17 protein-coding genes and 1 pseudogene are annotated in these 19396 nt (G+C 70.8%); 8 read left to right on the top strand and 10 right to left on the bottom strand.

Annotation, left to right across the window (positions count from 1 at the left end; translation table 11 throughout):
• Positions 1-2 precede the first annotated feature (2 nt).
• The gene (locus tag OHA17_RS23080) at positions 3-614 is read right to left on the bottom strand and encodes a TetR/AcrR family transcriptional regulator (RefSeq protein WP_406508179.1); all 612 of its coding nucleotides are present in this window, start codon (positions 612-614) and stop codon (positions 3-5) included.
• Positions 615-725: 111 nt separating this feature from the next.
• On the opposite strand from OHA17_RS23080, the gene OHA17_RS23075 reads away from it, so the two are divergent.
• Positions 726-1223 carry a cupin domain-containing protein gene (locus OHA17_RS23075; protein WP_406508178.1) on the top strand — a complete coding sequence of 166 codons (498 nt, stop codon included), beginning with the start codon at positions 726-728 and terminating at the stop codon, positions 1221-1223.
• Between the two features lie 56 nt (positions 1224-1279).
• Here OHA17_RS23075 and OHA17_RS23070 read toward each other — a convergent pair whose 3' ends face one another.
• The 3 genes from OHA17_RS23070 to OHA17_RS23060 all read right to left on the bottom strand — a co-directional run bounded on the left by OHA17_RS23070 (position 1280) and on the right by OHA17_RS23060 (position 2343).
• Positions 1280-1504 carry a hypothetical protein gene (locus OHA17_RS23070; RefSeq protein WP_406508177.1) on the bottom strand — a complete coding sequence of 75 codons (225 nt, stop codon included), beginning with the start codon at positions 1502-1504 and terminating at the stop codon, positions 1280-1282.
• A 417-nt stretch (positions 1505-1921) separates the two neighbouring features.
• The gene (locus OHA17_RS23065; RefSeq protein WP_406508176.1) at positions 1922-2143 is read right to left on the bottom strand and encodes a hypothetical protein; all 222 of its coding nucleotides are present in this window, start codon (positions 2141-2143) and stop codon (positions 1922-1924) included.
• A complete protein-coding gene (locus tag OHA17_RS23060; RefSeq protein ID WP_406508175.1) occupies positions 2140-2343 on the bottom strand; it encodes a hypothetical protein in 204 nt (67 codons plus the stop codon). The genes OHA17_RS23065 and OHA17_RS23060 overlap by 4 nt, the downstream gene beginning before the upstream one ends.
• Before the next feature lie 174 nt (positions 2344-2517).
• Between OHA17_RS23060 and OHA17_RS23055 the strand changes: the two are divergent.
• Together OHA17_RS23055 and OHA17_RS23050 are read left to right on the top strand one after the other, a co-directional pair.
• Positions 2518-3282: pseudogene (locus OHA17_RS23055) on the top strand (DUF6879 family protein).
• An 18-nt stretch (positions 3283-3300) separates the two neighbouring features.
• Positions 3301-4152, top strand: a complete 852-nt coding sequence (locus OHA17_RS23050) for a helix-turn-helix domain-containing protein (RefSeq protein WP_406508174.1) — start codon at positions 3301-3303, stop codon at positions 4150-4152.
• Between the two features lie 42 nt (positions 4153-4194).
• Here the strand turns inward: OHA17_RS23050 and OHA17_RS23045 are convergent, their stop codons facing one another.
• Positions 4195-6816, bottom strand: coding sequence for a bifunctional FO biosynthesis protein CofGH (locus OHA17_RS23045; protein WP_406508173.1), 2622 nt, complete (start codon positions 6814-6816; stop codon positions 4195-4197).
• Positions 6817-7064: 248 nt separating this feature from the next.
• On the opposite strand from OHA17_RS23045, the gene OHA17_RS23040 reads away from it, so the two are divergent.
• Entirely contained in the window at positions 7065-8723 is a 1659-nt protein-coding gene (locus OHA17_RS23040; RefSeq protein WP_406508172.1) for a CocE/NonD family hydrolase, read from the top strand.
• 45 nt (positions 8724-8768) lie between these two features.
• On the opposite strand, the gene OHA17_RS23035 is transcribed toward OHA17_RS23040, so the two are convergent.
• On the bottom strand, positions 8769-9599 hold the full coding sequence (locus tag OHA17_RS23035) for a TIGR03619 family F420-dependent LLM class oxidoreductase (RefSeq protein WP_398876081.1): 831 nt from the start codon (positions 9597-9599) through the stop codon (positions 8769-8771).
• Between the two features lie 277 nt (positions 9600-9876).
• Between OHA17_RS23035 and OHA17_RS23030 the strand changes: the two genes are divergently transcribed.
• The 4 genes from OHA17_RS23030 (at position 9877) to OHA17_RS23015 (ending at position 13288) form a co-directional block, all read left to right on the top strand.
• Positions 9877-11400: a CehA/McbA family metallohydrolase gene (locus tag OHA17_RS23030; protein ID WP_406508171.1), complete on the top strand. Its 1524-nt coding sequence runs from the start codon at positions 9877-9879 to the stop codon at positions 11398-11400.
• 136 nt (positions 11401-11536) lie between these two features.
• Positions 11537-12097: a Uma2 family endonuclease gene (locus OHA17_RS23025; protein ID WP_406508170.1), complete on the top strand. Its 561-nt coding sequence runs from the start codon at positions 11537-11539 to the stop codon at positions 12095-12097.
• A gap of 22 nt (positions 12098-12119) precedes the next feature.
• Positions 12120-12866 (top strand): IclR family transcriptional regulator, encoded by a 747-nt coding sequence (locus OHA17_RS23020; RefSeq protein WP_406508169.1) that lies wholly within the window; start codon positions 12120-12122, stop codon positions 12864-12866.
• A gap of 98 nt (positions 12867-12964) precedes the next feature.
• On the top strand, positions 12965-13288 hold the full coding sequence (locus OHA17_RS23015; RefSeq protein ID WP_053727317.1) for a putative quinol monooxygenase: 324 nt from the start codon (positions 12965-12967) through the stop codon (positions 13286-13288).
• 49 nt (positions 13289-13337) lie between these two features.
• Here OHA17_RS23015 and OHA17_RS23010 read toward each other — a convergent pair whose 3' ends face one another.
• From OHA17_RS23010 to OHA17_RS22995, 4 genes are all read right to left on the bottom strand, one after another.
• On the bottom strand, positions 13338-14813 hold the full coding sequence (locus tag OHA17_RS23010; RefSeq protein WP_406508168.1) for an aldehyde dehydrogenase family protein: 1476 nt from the start codon (positions 14811-14813) through the stop codon (positions 13338-13340).
• Positions 14810-16549, bottom strand: coding sequence for an amidohydrolase family protein (locus OHA17_RS23005; protein WP_406508167.1), 1740 nt, complete (start codon positions 16547-16549; stop codon positions 14810-14812). Before OHA17_RS23005 ends, OHA17_RS23010 begins: the two co-directional genes overlap by 4 nt.
• A gap of 766 nt (positions 16550-17315) precedes the next feature.
• Positions 17316-18443, bottom strand: a complete 1128-nt coding sequence (locus OHA17_RS23000; RefSeq protein ID WP_406508166.1) for an LLM class flavin-dependent oxidoreductase — start codon at positions 18441-18443, stop codon at positions 17316-17318.
• A 123-nt stretch (positions 18444-18566) separates the two neighbouring features.
• A complete protein-coding gene (locus OHA17_RS22995) occupies positions 18567-19364 on the bottom strand; it encodes an SDR family NAD(P)-dependent oxidoreductase (RefSeq protein WP_406508165.1) in 798 nt (265 codons plus the stop codon).
• Positions 19365-19396: the final 32 nt, after the last annotated feature.

Genomic DNA, 19396 nt, shown 5'->3' with positions numbered 1-19396 from the left:
CGTCAGCCGAGACCGAGATACTCCCCGGGGTCGACCATATCGGGCAGCGCCAGAGCGCCGTGGGGCCGCAGCCCGTGGAGATAGACGGCGACATGCCGCGCGGCGAGCGCGCCCGCCGCGTCGCGGGGCAGATGCGGCATGGGCCGGCACGCCATCGCCGCCGCCCCGACCAGGTCGAACGGCGTGATGTCGGCCCGCAGCACCCCTTCGCCCCGCCCCTCGGCGAGCACTTCCTCCAACGCGCCCAGGATCGCCCGCTGAAGCTTCCGTACGCGGGGGTCGCGCACGACGGGCCCCCCGATCAACGGCATGACCAGCCGCTCGCGCTGCTCGACGACGCGCCGGAACATCTCGTCGAGCACCGCCACCGCACCGCCCCCGGCCGCGCGGGCCGCCTCGACGGCGGCGAGCCCCGCCTCGAACCCCTCCAGGACGACGTCCGTGATGAGCGCGTCCCGGTCGGGGAAGCGCCGGTAGAGCGTCCCGATGCCGACCCCGGCCCGCCGCGCGATGTCGTCGAGGGCGACGGCCGTGCCCCGCTCACGGAACAGCTCCCGGGCCGCGGCCAGGATCTTCTCCCGGTTCCGCCGGGCATCGGCACGCAGTCCTGTCATGCGGAACATGCTAGGCGCCGCGAAGTAACTGGAGCTTTTCCTCCACATAGCGCGTACGGTGGTGGAGCTACCGGCCACGGCGCACCCGCCGCAGCACAGAAAGGCACAGCCATGCCCGCTGCATCCGACATGCCCGAGGACCGCTTCTTCGTACTCAAGCCGGGCGAGACCCGCCCCACCCGCGTCCCGCTGCCACCCGGCTTCGGCGTGAAGGTCACCACCACCGACAGCGAGGGCCGCCTGGCCGTCCTGGAGAACCGCCTCGACGTCGACATCCCGCCCCATGTCCACGAGCTGATGGACGAGTTCGTGTACGTACTGGAGGGCGAGATGGAGATCGACTACCGGGGCACGACGCACCGCCTGACCGCAGGCATGTCGGCCCTGCTCCCCCACGGCGTCCCCCACGCCATGCGCAACGCCTCGCAGCCCCCGGTCCGCGCCCTGCAGATCTCGACCCCGGGCGGCTGGGACCGCTTCGTGGAGGACATGTTCGAAGCGGGCCCGGCGATCCGCACGGCCGAGGGCGCGATGGACCTGGAGAAGGTCAACTCGCTGGGGGAGAAGTACGGGATGCGGTATACGCGGGGGACTATGGCGCTGGACTGAGCCGGAGCCGCCAGGCAGAGGTGCCCTTCAGGCAGCGCCGCCCCAAGCCCCATCCGTCATAGCCGGGCCTCCATCTCAGCCGCTTCCCGGATCCGGCGGGTCTCCGTCATCGTGTCCGCCGGATCCTGTTCACCCGCATCCACGATCCGCTCCAGCTCGCGCAGCCGGGCGGCACGCGCCGGGTGCCGCCCGATCGCCACGAACACGCCCCAGGAATGGACGAAGGCCCGGAGCGGGGCGAGGCTCTGCGCCTGCTGTGCGTTGGTCGTCGCCTCGAACAAGTGCTGAGTGAGCGCCGGGACCCGGCTGGGCGCGATGCGCGCGACGGCGGGCCCGCAGGGCGTCAGGGGTGAGGTCTGGCATGGGGATCAGCGGTCCGTACGGGCCGTCTGGCTGGGCGCTCACGCTGACCTCCGGTGCGGGGGTTCGATCTGCTCGTACGGTAAGGGCAGGGCCCGACGACTATGGCGCTGGACAGGGCGGCCAAGGTGAACACCGCACCCTGGCCGCCCTGTTGGTCTATCTCGCAGCGCCCACTCGGTGGCACGTACAGCCGCAATGGCGGGCCAGAAGGATGCCCTTCGAGTGCGGTAGTGCGATGTCTTTGATCTGCGTGCACGCCGAGTGCAGATCTTCATAGCCGCGTTGCTTCGCGAGCGTGCACTCTGCCGACAGGGTGACGGCGGCGGTCGGCGTACTCACGGCCACTCGCCCCGGCTCCGGGCGTTGGCGAGTGCCACCCCGCAGGAGAGCCGCTCCTCCTGCGTAGCGGCCCTCAGCGGGCCGTGAGCGTCCCACTCGCGGCCGCCGCCCGGCGGCTTGAGCTGCCAGCGCGGCCCGACGCGGTCGACAGCCGCACCAATCCTGCGAGTCGCTTCGTCATAGACGAGATCGCCGATCTCCGGCTCGTACGCGCTCATGCGCACCCCCGGCGAATCACGTCGGCGAGCTTCAGCGCGACATCGGCGCGCACCCGTCCCAGACTGATCAGGTTCAGGTAGGGGGAACCTGCGTCGGTCCCCAGGGACGGCAGGACGATCCCCGCCGTCGCCAGCGCTTCCCGCAGTGCCTCGGCTGCGTCGGCGGCTTCGATCTTGCCCTGTCTCCATGCAGTGGTCATGAACTCAGCGTTGGTCCACGGCAGTTGCTCCCGATAGCAGTTATTCGCCGATATTCTCGGGTAACAACGATTTATACCCGGGGATTCTCGCGCAGCGTCAGGGAGTCCATAGCCGGGCTGTCCGCCCCGGCGACACGATCAGAGCACGGAGCACGGCCCGACGAGGGAGGACGCATGGCGCGCAACATCCGCTTCAACGGCACCGGCAGTGGCGACACCGGCTGCCCGTCGATCCACGAGGACGTCGACACGGGTCAGGTGATCGTGCACGGACCGCCGCTCACCGACCCCGAGGATGTCGCTCAGCTACAGCACTTGGGCCCCGACGAGGTGGCCGTGGTCGTCCCCCGTGAGCTGATCACCGACTGGGCCCCAAAGGGCACGACCCGGCAGGCTCGCGTGATCGATCTCGCCGCCTTCAACCGGCTGTTCGAGATCTTCGAGCACACCGCCTGGCGACTGGAGACCCGGAGCCGCTACGCGTCCGACGAGTCGACGGAAACCTACGCGCAGTTCCTCGCCGAGGGGCGCGTGGACTGGGACTTGACCTCCTGATACTGCGAGACGATTCGTCGGGCGACAGCAGCCGGGAAGACGGTTGCCCGCGTCCGGGTGATCGACGACCCGGCGACCACCGGTCAGCGCTACCTGAAGATCAACGCTGAACGGAACACCGAACTCGGGGAGGACATCCGGACCCTGCGCCGGGAAGAGAGCGACCGCCTGCGGCTGGGCAACGAAGACTTCTGGATCTTCGATTCACGCCTGGTCGCCCGGCTCAACTTCACCGAGGACGACGAGCTCGTCGACGTGGAGCTGATCACTGAACCGGCCGAGGTGATCAGGTACGCGATGCTTCGAGACGCGGCCTGGCATCACGCCGTGCGCAGCGATCACGCCGTGCCCTGCGAGCAGTTGACCGCGGCTGCGACGAACTGACCGACGAGACGGGTACCGGTGACGACGGACTATCAGCAGGCACGGGAGGCGCTCGGGGTGCGCCTGCGGGAGCTTCGCATGTCTGCCCCGGAGGGACGTCTCACCGGTACCCGGCTCGCGCAGCTCCTCGGCTGGCCACAGCCCAAGATCTCGAAGCTTGAGAACGGCAGGCAGACCGCGACGCCGGAAGACCTCCAGGCGTGGGCAGATGCGACCGGCCAGCCGCAGGCGTACGGCGAGCTCCTGGCCCGGCTCCGGGGATTCGAGTCCCACATCCGCTCCTGGCGACGCCAGCTCGCCGCCGGGCATCAGCCGGTCCAGGAGGGGATCGCCGCCGAGTACCAGCGCTCAGTCCTCGTGCACGGCTTCGAGAGCGTCACCGTGCCGGGCATCCTCCAGACCGCCGACTACGCCCGGCACGTGTTCAACCGGTATGCCGAGCTCCAGCGTTCACCCCGCGACACAGAGGCGGCCGTGCGCGCACGCGTCAAGCGTCAGGAGCTCCTCTACGACGCCGGCAAGCACTTCGAGATCCTGATCGGCGAGACTGCCCTCAGGTCGTTGATCTGTCCGCCCTCGGTGCTGGCGGCGCAGCTCGATCGCCTCGCCGGGCTGATCGGTCTCGACACGGTCCGGCTCGGGGTCATCCCGTTCACGGCCTCGCTGAAGATCCCGCCGACGGGAGGCTTCTGGGTGCATGACGAACGCCTCGTCATGGTCGAGGTCTGGCACGCCGAGCTCTGGATCGATGACGACGACTCGATCGCGTTGTACCTGCGCACCTGGAGGACCCTGCGGGAGTCCGCCGTCTTCGGCACCGACGCCCAGAACCTGATCAGCCGTGCGCGCCGGGACCTCAACGTCGTCTAGACCCGACCCGGGTCGCCCGCGTACCCGCACCCCCGCAGCGCGCTAGTCCACCACAGGCAACAACTCCGGCAGATGCCCGTCCGAAGCATGGGCCGCCGTAACCCGCTCCTGAGGCACCTCCCCGTACAGCGTCGTGCGCGGGCGGGACGGGCGGGCCGCCGCGTCCGCGATGGCCACCAGGTCCTTGATCGAGCGGTACGAGCCGTAACTGGAGCCCGCCATGCGGGAGATGGTCTCCTCCATCAGCGTGCCGCCCAGGTCGTTCGCGCCCGAGCGCAGCATCTCCGCCGCGCCCTCCTGGCCCAGCTTCACCCAGCTGGTCTGGATGTTGGGGATGTACGGGTGGAGGAGCAGGCGAGCCATGGCTGTTACCGCCCTGTTGTCCCTCGCCGTCGGGCCCGGGCGGGCGATGCCCGCCAGGTACACCGGAGCGTTCGTGTGGATGAACGGGAGCGTCACGAACTCCGTGAATCCGCCGGTCTGTTGCTGGATGCGGGCCAGCGTGCGGAAGTGGCCCAGCCAGTGGCGAGGCTGGTCCACGTGGCCGTACATCATCGTGGAGGAGGAGCGGATGCCCAGTTCGTGGGCGGTCGTTACGACCTCGATCCACGTCGCCGTCGGGAGTTTGCCCTTGGTCAGGATCCAGCGGACCTCGTCGTCCAGGATCTCCGCCGCCGTGCCCGGGATCGAGTCCAGGCCCGCCGCCTTCGCCTCGGTCAGCCACTCGCGGATCGACATGCCGGTGCGGGTCGCGCCGTTCACGACCTCCATGGGGGAGAACGCGTGGACGTGCATCCCGGGGACGCGCTCCTTCACCGCCTTCGCGATGTCGAAGTAGGCCGTGCCCGGCAGGTCGGGGTGGATGCCGCCCTGCATGCAGACCTCGACCGCCCCCACGTCCCAGGCCTGTTCGGCCCGGTCCGCGACCTGGGACAGGGACAGCGTGTACGCGTCCGCGTCCGTGCGGCGCTGCGCGAAGGCGCAGAAGCGGCAGCCCGTGTAGCAGACGTTGGTGAAGTTGATGTTCCTCGTGACGATGTACGTCACGTCGTCGCCCACCATGGATTTGCGCACGTCGTCCGCCACCCGGCACAGCGCGTCCAGCGCCTCGCCGTCCGCGTGCAGCAGCGCCAGCGCCTCCGCGTCGGTCAGCTTCGTCGGGTCGTCGGCGGCCACCGAAAGGGCCTGACGTACGTCCGCGTCGATGCGGGACGGCACCATGCCCGGGGCCGCCGCCTCGCGCAGGGCGCCCCAGTCGCCGTACACGGAGTCGAAGTCCTCGCGGCGGTCGCCGGTGCGGCCCTCGGTGTCGATGGTGCGGTGGAGGTCCGTGCGGCCGGACGCCGCGAAGCCCTCGTCGGGCTCCTGCCACGGCAGGCCGCGCACCTCGGCCGACTCGTTCGCCAGGCCCGTCTCCGGGTCCGCGAGCGCGCGTACGTGCGGCAGCAGCCGGGGGTCGAGCCACGGCTCACCGCGCTGTACGAACTCCGGGTAGATGCAGAGGCGCTCACGGAGGGAGAAGCCGGCCTCCTTCGAACGATCCGCCAGCTCGTCGATCTGGGGCCACGGGCGCTCCGGGTTCACGTGGTCGATCGTGACCGGGGACACCCCGCCCCAGTCGTCGATCCCCGCGCCGATCAGCCGCTCGTACTCCCCCGCCACCAGGTTCGGCGGCGCCTGAAGACAGGCGGCCGGGCCCATGATGTGCCGGGCGACCGCGACCGTCGCCACCAGGTCGTCGAGCTCGGCGTCCGGCATGCCGCGCATCGCCGTGTCCGGCTTGGCGCGGAAGTTCTGGATGATCAGTTCCTGGATGCCGTGGTACGAGCGCGACACGCGGCGCAGCGCGAACAGCGAATCCGCGCGCTCCTCGTACGTCTCGCCGATCCCTATCAGCAGCCCGCTGGTGAAGGGCACCGACGAGCGCCCCGCGTCCTCCAACACCCGCAGCCGCACGGCCGGTTCCTTGTCCGGGGAGCCGTAGTGGGGGCCGCCGGGCTCGGACCACAGCCGGGTCGCGGTCGTCTCCAGCATCATGCCCATGGAGGGTGCGACCGGCTTCAGGCGCTGGAAGTCCGTCCACGAGAGGACGCCCGGGTTGAGGTGCGGGAGCAGGCCCGTCTCCTCCAGGATGCGGATCGCCATGGCGCGCACGTACGCGATCGTGTCGTCGTAGCCGTGCGCGTCGAGCCACTCGCGGGCCTCGGGCCAGCGGTCCTCGGGCTTGTCGCCCAGCGTGATCAGGGCTTCCTTGCAGCCGAGTTCGGCACCCTTGCGCGCGATGTCGAGCACCTCGTCGGGGGACATGAACATGCCGTGCCCAGCCCGGCGCAGCTTGCCCGGCACGGTGACGAAGGTGCAGTAGTGGCACTTGTCCCGGCAGAGCCGGGTGAGCGGGATGAACACGCTCTTGGAGTACGTGATGATCCCGGGCCGGCCCGCCGCCTCCAGGCCCGCGTCGCGGACCCGGGCGGCCGAGGCGGTGAGGTCGTCGAGGTCGGCGCCGCGGGCCTGGAGCAGCACGGCCGCCTCGCCGCCGTCGAGCGCGACGCCGTCCCTGGCGCGTTTCAGCGCGCGCCGCATCGAGTTGGCGGTCGGTGCGGCGGACTGCGGTGAGGCAGGGCCCGGTCCTTCTGCCTGCGGGGGCTGCGTGCTGGAAGTCATCCACCGAGCATACGAGCGTGCGCTCGCCCGGGGGCCGTGGGCATCGTCACCAGCCCCCGGGAATCAAGCCGCCGTACATTTCCGGCCGTTCCGCGCGAAAGCACATCGCTACACAGCGCGTCCGCGTCGATACTGGGGGTCGCTCCGGGCCCGAGCGGTGACACCCGTGCACGTTCCGTACAAGTTCGACGAACTGGGATGGGACCGACGTGACTTCAAAGGGTTCAAAGGGAACGCAACCGGCCGCCGTGGTGAGCCTCTACCCGGAGCTGGACGAAGGCGCACTCGTACAGGTCGTGCAGGCGCTGCGCACCGGCGACACCTCCAAGCTCGCCCCCGCGCGGGCGGCCGAGGTGGCCGAGACGCGGGATGCGGCGACCTTCCTGGACGGCGTGAAAGTGCCCGTCGAGGAGGGCGTCGAGCTCGACGCCGCGTTATGGCTGCACAACGGCGAGGGGTCGCACCCGCTGATCGTGATGCCCTCGCCGTGGGCCAAGCAGGGCTGGACCGTCTACACCGTGCAGGCGATGCGCTTCGCCCGCCGCGGCTACCACGTACTGGCCTACACGACGCGCGGCTTCGGCGAGTCCGGCGGCGAGGTCGAGGTGGCCGGCAAGAAGGACATCGCGGACGGCATCAAGGCCCTCGACCACCTCATCTCCCAGGCGGGCGGCCCGAGTTCGATCGGCAAGGTCGGCTTCCTCGGTGACTCGTACGGCTCCGGCATCAGCCAGCTGGTCGCCGCCGAGGACCCCCGCGTGCACGCCGTGGTCGCGCTCAGCACCTGGGGCGACCTGGGCGAGGCGTTCTACGAGAACAACACCCGGCACGTGGCCTCCGTGCGGACGCTGCTCGGCGCCGCCGCCACGGCCCGGCTCAGCGCGCGCACCCAGAAGGCCTTCGACGACGTACTGGCCAACGAGAACGTCGAGGAGACGCTGAAGTGGGCGGCCGAACGCTCGCCCTACCACCGCGTCGACAAGCTGAATGAGCGCCCGGTGCCGGTGCTGTTCGCGCAGGCCTGGCACGAGACGCTGTTCCCGGGCAACCAGACGCTGAAGATGTTCAACGCGCTGAGCGGCCCCAAGCGGCTGCTCTGGTCGATCGGCGACCACTCGGGCCCCGAGATGACCGGCATGCTGGGGCTGCCCAACCGGATCTGGCAGGAGGCGCACCGCTGGTTCGACCGCCACCTGCTCGAAGTGAACGGGGACGAGGCCGCGGCCGCCGCGTTCGACTCCGAGTCCGGCGCCGAGGACCAGGTCGTCAGCGAGATCATGTGGGGCCGGGCGCTGGAATCCCGGGCCACCTGGCACGCGGCGACCGGCACCCCCGAGCGGTTCTATCTGACCGGCCCCTCCGAGGGCGCCAAGGACGGCGGGCTCCTGGACAAGCCCACCAACGGCTGGCACACCACGTTCACCACCGGCACCGACACCCCGGCCACCGTCGCGGACCAGATCCTGCTCACCGGCTACGCCGAACTGGCCGGGCTCCCCAAGGCGTACCGGACGGGGAAGATCGACCGGAACGCGGCCGGGGTGTGGACGAGCGCCCCCCTGCCCTCCCGCCACCAGCTGCGCGGCGTGCCACGGCTGCGGCTGACGGTGGCGCCGAGCGAGCCGGACACGACGTTCGTGGCGTACCTCTTCGACGTCAACGCGCTCGGCGTGGCCCGCATCATCACGCACGCGCCGTACACGCTCCTTGGCGGCGTCCCGAAGACGCCGGCCACCGTCGACATCGCGCTCCAGGTCACCGGGTACGACGTGCGGGCCGGCCACCGCCTGATGCTCGTCGTGGACTCGGTGGACCCGTTCTACGGCGAGCCCGCCAAGACCCCCGGCACGATCACGATCACCTCGCCCGACGAGGACCCGTCGTACCTGGACATCCCGCTGAACTGAGGACGGGTCGGGGCGGCTCGGCGACGGGCCGCCCCGACCTGCTGGTCAGAGATACGAGGCGTACTCGTCCAGAACCTTGAGCACCCCGGTCTCGTCGGCGGGCGGCAGCTGGAGGACGACCTCCTCGATGCCGAGCTCCGCGTAGTGGGCGAGCTTGCCGGGGGCCGGGAGCACGGCGTACGGGACGATCTGGAGGTCGCGCGCCTCGCGCCCGGCGTCCTCCCACGCCCGGCGGAGCACGGGCAGCGACTCGGTGAGGCCGCGCCCGCCGATGGGCAGCCAGCCGTCCGCGTACTCGGCGATGGCCGCGAACAGCTTCGGCCCGGCGGCCCCGCCGATGAGGGTGCGGGGAGCGCCGTTGCGGACGGGCTTGGGGAAGGCGTACGAAGCCTTCACAGACCCGAACTCACCCTCATATGCGGTGGGTTGATCGGCCCACAGGGCACGCATCAGAGCCATCCGGTCGCGGACGAGTTCGCGCCGGGTGGCCCACTCGACGCCGTGGTCGGCGGCCTCCTCCTTGTTCCAGCCGTAGCCGAGCCCGAGGGTGAAGCGGCCGCCGGAGAGGTGGTCGAGGGTGGCGATCTGCTTGGCGAGGTCGATCGGGTCGCGCTGGGCGACCAGCGTGATCCCGGTGCCGAGGTCGAGGTTCTCGGCCACCGCCGAGGCCTGGCCGAGCGCGACGAACGGGTCGAGGGTGCGCCCGTACTCCGGCGGCAGTTCCCCGCCCACCGGGTAGGGGGTGACCCGCTCCACGGGGATGTGGGTGTGTTCGGGCAGGTAGAGCCCGGAGAACCCGCGCTCCTCCAGCTCGCGGGCGAGGCGTACGGGGGTGATCGTCTGGTCGGTCAGGAAGATGGTGACGGCGATGCGCATCGGCATACCTTCCGGTCGGTCTGCGGTGGGGATCACTTCCTATCTCCAGCGGGGCGCAGCCGCAAGGGACGCCAGGAGCCGGCGTCCGAGCCTCGCCGGAATCGGCCACAGGCCCTCAACCCCTCAACTCCCCGACTCCCCGCGTTCACACGGGGGTACGAGAGTGAACAGGCACCCCGGGAGGGGCATCGCCCCGTGGAAATATCTCGCCCCTTCCCCCGACTCCCCCGACCCTCCCGACCTTCCCGACTCTCTCGACTCATTTGGAGCTGAGCTCATGGCCGAGAACGGATCCGGATCCATCGGCAGACGCGGTCTCATCGTGACGGGCGCGGCGACCGCGCTTACCTTGGGAACCGTGAGCTTCGCGAACGCGGCACCCGGCGGCGGCGCGGGCGGCCGCCCCGACGAGACCAGGGTGGTGCGCGGCACGCTGCCGCCCGGCTCGCCCGACTTCGTGTACCTGCCGGTCGAAGTGCCGCACGGGGTAAGGGAGTTGGCGGTCTCGTACACGTACGAGAAGCCGTCGGAGCCGGCTGGCACGCAGGGCAACGCGCTCGACATCGGCATCTTCGACGAGCGGGGTACGGGGCTCGGCGGTGCGGGGTTCCGGGGCTGGTCGGGCGGGGCACGCACGGAGTTCTTCATCCGCGCGGACGACGCGACCCCGGGCTATCTGCGCGGCCCGGTGCGCGCGGGGACCTGGCATGTCGCGCTGGGCCCGTACACGGTGGCGCCGCAGGGCCTGCCGTACACGGTGACGGTCACGCTGAAGTACGGCGAGCCCGGCACGACACCGGCGCCGGTCTACCCGCCGACGCGGGCGAAGGGGCGGGGCCGGGCCTGGTACCGGGGCGACTGCCACATGCACTCGGTGTACTCGGACGGCGGCCGCACCCCGGCCCAGATCGCGGCGCTCGCCCGGGCGGCGGGCCTGGACTTCATCAACACCTCGGAGCACAACACGAATTCGGCGCACCGGGCGTGGCAGGGCCTGTGGGGCGACGACCTGCTGATCATGACGGGCGAGGAGATCACGACCCGCAACGGCCACGTGGTGGCGCTCGGAACCGACCCGGGCACGTTCATCGACTGGCGCTACCGGGCCCGGGACAACCGTTTCGGCCACTTCGCGCGCGCGGTCCGCGCGGCGGGCGGCATCGTGGTCCCGGCCCACCCGCACGCCACGTGCGTCGGCTGCGGCTGGAAGTTCGGCTTCGGCGAGGCGGACGCGGTGGAGGTGTGGAACGGCCCGTACACCCCGGACGACGAGGTGACCCTCCAGGAGTGGGACAACTCCCTTACGGTCTCGGCCCGTTCGGGCAAAGCATGGACCCCTGCGATGGGCAACAGCGACGCCCACCGCGACCCGGACCGCATCGGCGGCCCCCAGACGGTGGTCCTGGCCGACGAGCTGAGCCGGGAGGCGATCCAGGCGGGCCTGAAGGCGGGCCACTCGTACGTGGCGGAGTCGGCGGCGGTGTCGCTGTCCTTCACCGTGTCCGGCGGCCACGGCCAGCACGCGGGCATCGGCGAACGCCTGCGGGCCGCCGCCGACGAGCCGGTGACGGCCCACCTGGAGGTGACGGGCGCGCCCGGCTGCTCGGTGGCCTTCGTGACAGACCAGGGCACCCTGTACACGACCCAGCTCCCCGCGTCGGGCACGGGCACGGCACGGTGGCAGACGACCCCGCAGTACGCGACGTACATCCGGGCCGAGGTCCGCCACGCCCCGATCGTCCCGGGGCTGCCGGGGCCGCTGGCGGCATTTACGAATCCGGTGTTCTTGGACGCCCGGTAACCGGACGTGGCCCCGCGTCCGTGCTTATCGTTGTACTGCGCGGCCGTTTTCGTTCGAGAGACGGCCGGGGAGGAGTGCCACGACGACCGTTGTCGACGACCGGATCACGGACGACAGGACCGACGACAGGATCGAGATGGCCGAGCACAGGGACAGCGAGCACACGCTCGACACGCTGTTCGAGTGGCTGGAGAAGACCGCCCCCGACGGTTACCGGATCGACATTGTCGAGGGGGACATCTTCATGACGCCGCAGCGGAGCATCCACTGGGACATCACCTTGGACATTGTTGAACAAATGAGGAAGAAGTTCCCCCGGAAACGAATCCTCTCTGATGTCCGGATCGACTATCCCGGGCACCTCAACGGCTTCTGCTCCGACATCACCCTCGTGTCCGAGGCGTCGGTCGAGCACGGCGCGCGGCGCTTCGTCCACAACGACGTCGAGTTCGTAGCCGAGGTCATCTCGAAGGGCACCGGCCACAACGACTACCTTCCCAAGCGGATCGCGTACGCGAAGGCCGAGATCCCCGTCTACCTGATCGCCGACCCGTACCAGGGCAGGTGCCACGTCTACACCCAGCCCAAGAAGGGTGACTACGTCAGCGAGCTCCGGGTGACCTTCGGCGACGAGCTCGACCTGACGGACACGGTCGTCGGCCTCGTCTTCTCCACGGACGAATTCCCCCGGGAGTGACCGGCGCCCGTACCCTCGCCCCATGACCAGCAGCACCCCCCAGTCCGTCGACCGTGCGCTCGCGATTCTCGATGCCGTGGCCGATGCGCCCCGGCCGGTGGGGGCCAAGGAGCTCGCGCGGGGGGTCGGGTGTTCGTTGTCGACCGTCTATCACCTGCTCGGGGCGCTCACCGCGCGCGGGCATCTCACGCGGACCTCCCAGGGGTACGTTCCCGGGCCGCGCGTGCCCGTTCTGCACCGGGCCTTCCAGCGGCATCTGCGGCTCGACCCCGGCGTCGGTGAGCTGCTCGGGCGGCTGCGCCGGGCGACCGGGGCCGAGGCGTACTACACGGCCTACCGCGGCGGGCTGATCACCGTGGTCGACAGCACCGCCCCCGTCACCGACACCGCCAACCCCTTCACCCCCGGCCCCGAGGTCCGCGCCCACGCCACCGCGCACGGCAAGGCGCTGCTCGCCGGGCTCCCCCGGCCGGTGCGCCGGCGCTACCTCGACGAGCACGGCATGGCCAGGTTCACCGACCGTACGATCACCGCCGCCGAGCGGTTCGAGGCGGAGCTCACCCGGGTCCGCGGGCAGGGGTTCGCCGTGTCCATGGGGGAGGCCGATCCGGCGTACACCTGTCTCGCCGTGGCCCTGCCGGGGCCGCGCGCGGACGGGAGCGTGCACGCCGTGTCGGTGTCGCTCGCCACCGCCGAGTTCCGTAAGCGGCACCGGGCGATCCGGGGCGCCGTGGCCCGGGCGGCTGCCGAGCTGGTGCCGGGGGCCTGAGCGGCCCGGCTGCGACAGGTCCGGCCCGGATTCCGAGGGAGCCGGAATCGGCCGCATCCCCGCTTGCACCGGCCCCGCCCGCCCCGCACCGTAGAGGCATGATCTTCATCGCCGTCAGGTTCACCGTCCGTCCCGAGCACGCCGACAACTGGCTCGCCATCGTCGACGACTTCACCCGTGGCACCCGTGCCGAGCCCGGCAACCTGTTCTACGACTGGTCCCGCAGCGTGGACGACCCCACCCAGTACACCCTCCTCGAAGGCTTCGCCGACGCCGCCGCGGGGGCGGCGCACGTCGACTCCGACCACTTCCGCGCGGGCATGGAGTCGATGGCCGGCGCCATCGCCGCCACCCCCGAGATCATCAACGTCGAGGTGCCCGGCCAGGGCTGGAACAAGATGGCCGAGCTGTCCCCGAAGTAGCTGTCCCCGAAGTAGCCGGGCAAGAAGCAGCCGAGCGAGAAGTAGCCGGCTAGCCCGGCCAGACGATCGACTGGAGCTCGCTGTACGCGTGCAGGGCGTACGAGCCGACGTCCCGGCCCACCCCGCTCTTCTTGAAGCCGCCGAACGGCGCCTCCATGTTGCGGCCGATCGTGTTCACGCCGACCCCGCCCGCGCGCAGCCGCCGTGCGACGCGGAAGGCGCGGGCCACGTCCCCGGACCAGACGTAGTCGAGCAGGCCGTATTCGCTGTCGTTGGCCAGCGCGATGCCCTCCTCCTCGTCGTCGAAGGGGATGACCACGACGACCGGGCCGAAGATCTCCTCCCGGGCGACCCGCATGTCGTTGGTGCAGTCCGCGAGGAGGGTGGGCGCGACATAGAACCCCCGGTCGCGCGTCGGGCGTTCGCCTCCTGCCACGACCGTCGCCCCCTCCTTCCTGCCCAGCTCCACGTACGACTCGATGCGGTCCCGGTGGGCGGCCGAGATCACCGGGCCGACCACCGTGTCCCGCGCCGTCGGATCGCCGACCTTCAGGAAGCCCGCGTACCCCTTGAGCTTCTCGATCAGCTGGTCGTGGACCGCGCGCTGCACCAGGACGCGGGTGGGCGCGGTGCAGATCTGGCCGCTGTAGAAGGCGAAGGTCGTGCCGATGCCCATGACCGCCGAGTCGAGGTCGGCGTCGTCGAAGACGAGCGCCGCGCCCTTGCCGCCCAGCTCCATCAGCTGCCGCTTCATGTCGCGGCCGCACACCTCGGCGATGCGCTGTCCGACGGCGGTGGAGCCGGTGAAGCTGACCATGTCCACGTCCGGCGAGTCGACCGCCGCCTCGCCGACGGCCGGCGCGGACCCGGTGACGACGTTCACCACCCCGCGCGGCACCCCCGCCTCCGCCAGCGCCTCGGCCATCTTGAACACCGACAGCGGGTCCTGCGGGGCGGGTTTCACCACGACCGTGTTGCCCATGGCGAGCGCGGGTGCGACCTTGCCGGCCGGGTTGGCCCAGGGGTTGTTGTAGGAGGTGACGCACGTGACGACGCCGACCGGCTGTCGCACGGCGAGCGCGCCGAAGACCCCGGCCCTGCCCATGGGTCCCGCTTCGTTGATCTGCGGTACGAGGGCTTCCTCCACCGGCTCCAGGGCGCCCTTCGCGTACCGGCGGAACCGGGAGACCCCCACCCCCACCTGCATGCCGCGCGCGGTGGCGGTGGTGGCGCCGGTCTCGGCGCGGGCGAGTTCCGCGTTCGGGGCGAAGTCGCGCTGCATGAGGTCGGCCGCCCGGTCGAGGATCGCGGCCCGCTCCTCGGGGCGCGTACGCGACCAGGAGGCGAAGGCCTCACGCGCGGCGGCGGCCGCCCGGTACACCTGCTCGCGGCTGGCCTCGGGCGCGAGCCCGACGACCTCCTCGGTGGCGGGGTCGAGCACGGGGTAGTGCCCGCCGTCGGGCTCGACCCAATCGCCACCGATGAACAACTTCCGCTCAGGGCCGGGCAGTTGAGATTGACTCACTTGGTGTTCACCGTCCTGGTGTCGCGGCCGGAACGGAGCACCGTGCCGGGCACGGCCCCCGTCACCCGGTCGTCGCGGAGGGTCTCGATGCCGTTGACCCGGACCGAGACGATGCCGATCGCCTTGGAGTCGAGCCGGGGGCTGTCGCCGGGCAGGTCGTGCACGAGGGTGGCGGGGCCGGCCTCGATGCGTTCGGGGTCGAAGAGGACGAGGTCGGCGTGGAAGCCCTCCTCGATCCGGCCGCGCTCACGGAGTCCGAACAGCCGGGCAGGATCGTCGGTCAGCATCTGCACGGCCCGCTCAAGGGGGACGAGCTTGCGGCCGCGCAGGCAGTCCCCGAGGAAGCGCGTGGTGTACGGGGCGCCGCACATCCGGTCGAGGTGCGCCCCGGCGTCGGATCCGCCGAGCAGGACGTCCTCGTGCTCCCACGTCTCGCGGCGCAGCGCCCAGGTGGCGGGGTCGTTGTCGGTCGGCATGGGCCAGAGCACGGTACGCAGCCGGTCGTTGGCGCAGATCTCGACGAGGCAGTGGAACGGGTCGAGCCCGCGCTCGGCGGCGATGTCGCCGACGACCCGCCCCGACAGGCCCTCGTTCTCGGGGCTGTAGGTGTCGCCGATGACGTACCGCCCGAAGTTGGCGAGGCGGCGGAAGATCCCGGCCTCCTTGCTGTCGGCGCGGCGCAGCATCTCGGCCCGTACGTCCGTGTCGCGCAGCCGCTCGATGCGTTCGGGGACGGGCAGGGCGAGGATGTCGCCCCAGCCGGGGATGAGGTTGAGGGCGCAGAAGGTGCCGAGCGACATGTTCATGGGCGTGAGGATCGGCATGGTCAGCGCGACGATCCGGCCACCGGCCTTGCGGGCGCGCTCACTCGGTACGAGCTGGCGGGGTACGCGTTCGGGTACGGCGGCGTCGATGGTGAGGACGTTCCAGTTGAGCGGACGCCCGGCGGCGGCGCTCATCTCGACGAGCAGGTCGATCTCGTCGTCCGCGAACTGGTCGAGGCACCCGGCGACGATCGCTTCCAGCTGCGTGCCCTCGTGCTCCCCGACTGCCTTGCTGAGCGCGAGGAGTTCGGCGGGCAGGGCGTGCCGGGAGGCGACGGGCTTTCCGTCGCCGTCGGAGTGGGTGGAGGACTGCGTGGTGGAGAGCCCCCAGGCCCCGGCGTCCATGGCGTCGTGGAGCAGGGCGAGCATGGCGTCGAGCTGCTCGGGGGTGGGCTGCCCGCCGACCGCGTCCGGGCCCATGACGTGGCGGCGCAGGGCGCAGTGGCCGACCATGAATCCGGCGTTGACGGCGATGCGGCCGTCCAGGGACGAGAGGTAGTCGCCGAAGCTCGCCCAGCCCCAACTGACGCCTTCCTCAAGGGCTTTGAGGGACATGCCCTCGACCTTGGACATCATGCGGCGGGTGTAGTCGGCGTCCTCGGGGCGGTCGGGGTTGAGCGGGGCGAGGGTGAATCCGCAGTTGCCGCCGGCGACGGTGGTGACGCCGTGGTTCATCGACGGCGTGGCGTACGGGTCCCAGAAGAGCTGGGCGTCGTAGTGGGTGTGCGGATCGACGAACCCGGGGGCGAGTACGAGCCCGGTGGCGTCCTCGGTGCTCGCGGCGGCCTCCGCCACGGTGCCGGGGTCCGCGATGACGGCGATCCGGCCGCCCCTTATGCCGACGTCGGCGGGCCGGGCGGGGGCGCCGGTGCCGTCCACGAGGGTGGCGCCCTTGATCAGGTGGTCGAGCATGGGGTCCCTTTCCTGGGTGCGGGGCGGCTTCGTCTTGCCGGGGGCGGTTCTGGGTACGCAGGGCCCCGCCCCCGTTGTCGGCGTACGCGGGGCTGCCCCGGCCGGGGGCCGCCGCGAATGGCCTCCGGCCGGGGCCGGTTACGGGGCGGCGGTCCGGGAAGACACCACCCCGCGTCTTTCAGCCCGGGGGCCTCTGCCCCCAGCACCCCCTGGGCTGGGGCGGGCCCCCGGGGGGGGGTGCCCACCCGCCCCCCGTATGCGCGGGATCGGATGGCCCGGGCCCTCCTGGGGCTCCGCCCCGGACCCCGGGGGGTTTGCCCACCCACCCGCCCGTTGCTCAGCGTGGAATGGGCTGGCTTTCTGGGGCTCCGCCCCAGACCCCACGGGTTGCCCGCCCGCCCGTGACGGGGATGGGAAAGGTCCAGCCCTGGGGCTCCGCCCCAGACCCCATCGGGGGCTTCGCCCCCGCACCCCCCAAACCCGCCTTCGCCTGCGGGCCGTGCGTGGTTGCTCGCGCAGTTCCCCGCGCCCCTAACAGGACTGGTGCCGACCAGTACTGGCATCTTCAGCCCGTCCGGCGATTGAGGACGAGCGCCCTTCAGGCGCGAACGGGGTCTGGGGCAGAGCCCCAGGACACGACCACCGGGCCGCACCCAGACATCTCACCCCCGGCGGGTTTCGGGAAGGGGCGGGGTGGGGCCATCCGGGGTCTGGGGCGGAGCCCCAGCAGCGACCGCCGGGCCCACCCGCCCAGGGCCCGGGGGCGTCAGCCCCCCGCCGCTGCTCGGAAGCGGGAAGACCGGTGGACCGGATCCGTGTCGATCTTCGGAATCACATGCTCCCCGATCAGCCGAATCGTCTGCAGCGTGTCCTCGAACGGCACCCCGATCGGCAGCCCGAACGACAGCTGGTCCGCCCCCGCCTGCTCCCACCGCTTGCACTGCGCGGTGACCTCGTCCGGGTCGCCGCAGATCATCAGCTCCTCGGCGATGAGCAGCTCGATGATCTCCGCGTTGTACTCCGGCAGGGTCTCCGGCCACTCCGGAATCCCCTCGGGCCGGGGGAAGGTGTCGTGGTACCGGAACACGAGCGACTGAAGCCGATTGAGCCCACCGTTCACAGCGATCTGGACCGCCTCGTCATGCGTAGGCGCACAGATCGCCGTCGACGTCACCATCACGTTGTCGTTGACGAAGTCACCGACCGGCTGGGCCTCCTGGATGGCCGTCTTGTACTGCTCCAGGACCCACTCCATGTCGGAGACCTTCTGCACGGAGAAGCCGAGCACCCCGAGCCCCTTCTTCGCCGCCATGGCGTACGAGGAGGGGGACCCGGCGGCGTACCACATGGCCGGGTGCGACTTGCCGTACGGCTTGGGGAGGATCTTGCGCGGCGGCAGCGACCAGTGCTTGCCCTGGAAGCCCTGGTACTCGTCCTGGAGCCACATCTTGGGGAACTCCGCGATGGTCTCTTCCCAGATTTCCTTGGTGTAGTTCATGTCGGTGACGCCCGGTATGAACCCCAGGATCTCGTGCGACCCGGCGCCGCGCCCGCTGCCGAACTCGAAGCGCCCTTCGGAGAGATGGTCGAGCATGGCCACCTTCTCGGCGACCTTCACCGGGTGGTTCACCTGGGCCAGCGGGTTGAAGATGCCCGAGCCGAGGTGGATGCGCTCGGTGGCGTGGGCGAGGTAGCCGAGGAAGACCTCGTTGGCCGAGAGGTGCGAGTACTCCTCCAGGAAGTGGTGCTCGGAGGCCCAGGCGTACTTGAAGCCGGACTTGTCGGCCTGGATGACGTACTTCGTCTCCTCCATCAGCGCCTTGTGCTCCGCCATGGGGTCGACCGCGGACCGTGCTGCCGGCACGTATCCCTGCACAAAGAGTCCGAATTCCAAGGGACTTCTCCTTCATGAGATATCACGAGTTTCTGACGCATCGTCAGATTGTGACGGGCTCGACTGTTCCACCGGCCGCAGGGACCGTCAATACCTGACGCACAGTCAGGCAGGGCTCCGGCCTCAGAACAGCGACACCCCGGCCAGCCACCCCCCGTCGATGACGAACGGCTGCCCCGTGATGTAGGAGGAGTCCTCGGTGGACAGGAACAGGGCGAGCGCGGCCACCTCCTCGGGCCTGCCGACCCGGCCGAGCGGCACCAGCTTGCGGTAGAGCTCGTCGAGGGCCGCGGAGGTCTCCGAGGCGTCCGCCGTCGGGTCCAGCTGGGCGGGGTTGGACATCGCGGTGTCGATGGCCCCCGGGCACACCGCGTTGACCCGGATCTTCAGGTGCGCGAGCTCCATCGAGGCGACCCGGGTCAGCCCGAGGATGGCGTGCTTGGTGGCGGCGTACGTGCCGACCGCGCTCATGCCGGTCATCGCCGTGTACGAGGCGGTGTTGACGATGGTGCCGCCGCCCGCGGCACCTATCTCGGGCGCCACGGTCTTGATCCCGAGGAAACAGCCGACCTGGTTGACCTGCACGACCTGCATGAACTCGTCCAGCGGGGTGTCGACGAGCGCGTTGAAACGCAGAATCCCCGCGTTGTTGACCAGCCCGTCGATCTTCCCGAAGGCATCCTTGGCGGCGCGGACGGCGGCCACCCACTCCTCCTCCCGGCTCACATCGAGATGCACGAAGCGGGCAGCGTCCTCCCCCGACTGCTTCGCCAACTCCTGTGCCAGCGCCTCCCCTTGCTCGTCGAGCACATCGGCGATGACGACCCTGGCCCCCTCGGCCACGAACAGCCGGGCCTCCTGCTCGCCCTGCCCGCGCGCCCCTCCGGTGATGAAGACGACCCGCCCATCAAGCTTGCCCATGCCGTACTCCCAGCCGTAGAGGTGTCCTGGTC

Origin of the sequence: Streptomyces sp. NBC_00212, assembly GCF_045206365.1 — a bacterium.
Lineage (GTDB): Bacteria > Actinomycetota > Actinomycetes > Streptomycetales > Streptomycetaceae > Streptomyces.
The sequence above is the reverse complement of the archived record's forward strand: the minus strand, read 5'-3'. Positions and strand labels throughout refer to the sequence as shown.

What these genes read in the sequence shown, in the direction of transcription:
- OHA17_RS23060 (WP_406508175.1), bottom strand. Translation starts at nt 2,343, where the DNA reads ATGACCACTGCATGGAGACAGGGCAAGATCGAAGCCGCCGACGCAGCC.
- OHA17_RS23045 (WP_406508173.1), bottom strand. Translation starts at nt 6,816, where the DNA reads ATGACTTCCAGCACGCAGCCCCCGCAGGCAGAAGGACCGGGCCCTGCC.
- OHA17_RS23035 (WP_398876081.1), bottom strand. Translation starts at nt 9,599, where the DNA reads ATGCGCATCGCCGTCACCATCTTCCTGACCGACCAGACGATCACCCCC.
- OHA17_RS23030 (WP_406508171.1), top strand. Translation starts at nt 9,877, where the DNA reads ATGGCCGAGAACGGATCCGGATCCATCGGCAGACGCGGTCTCATCGTG.
- OHA17_RS23025 (WP_406508170.1), top strand. Translation starts at nt 11,537, where the DNA reads ATGGCCGAGCACAGGGACAGCGAGCACACGCTCGACACGCTGTTCGAG.
- OHA17_RS22995 (WP_406508165.1), bottom strand. Translation starts at nt 19,364, where the DNA reads ATGGGCAAGCTTGATGGGCGGGTCGTCTTCATCACCGGAGGGGCGCGC.
- OHA17_RS23080 (WP_406508179.1), bottom strand. Translation starts at nt 614, where the DNA reads ATGACAGGACTGCGTGCCGATGCCCGGCGGAACCGGGAGAAGATCCTG.
- OHA17_RS23075 (WP_406508178.1), top strand. Translation starts at nt 726, where the DNA reads ATGCCCGCTGCATCCGACATGCCCGAGGACCGCTTCTTCGTACTCAAG.
- OHA17_RS23005 (WP_406508167.1), bottom strand. Translation starts at nt 16,549, where the DNA reads ATGCTCGACCACCTGATCAAGGGCGCCACCCTCGTGGACGGCACCGGC.
- OHA17_RS23020 (WP_406508169.1), top strand. Translation starts at nt 12,120, where the DNA reads ATGACCAGCAGCACCCCCCAGTCCGTCGACCGTGCGCTCGCGATTCTC.
- OHA17_RS23015 (WP_053727317.1), top strand. Translation starts at nt 12,965, where the DNA reads ATGATCTTCATCGCCGTCAGGTTCACCGTCCGTCCCGAGCACGCCGAC.
- OHA17_RS23065 (WP_406508176.1), bottom strand. Translation starts at nt 2,143, where the DNA reads ATGAGCGCGTACGAGCCGGAGATCGGCGATCTCGTCTATGACGAAGCG.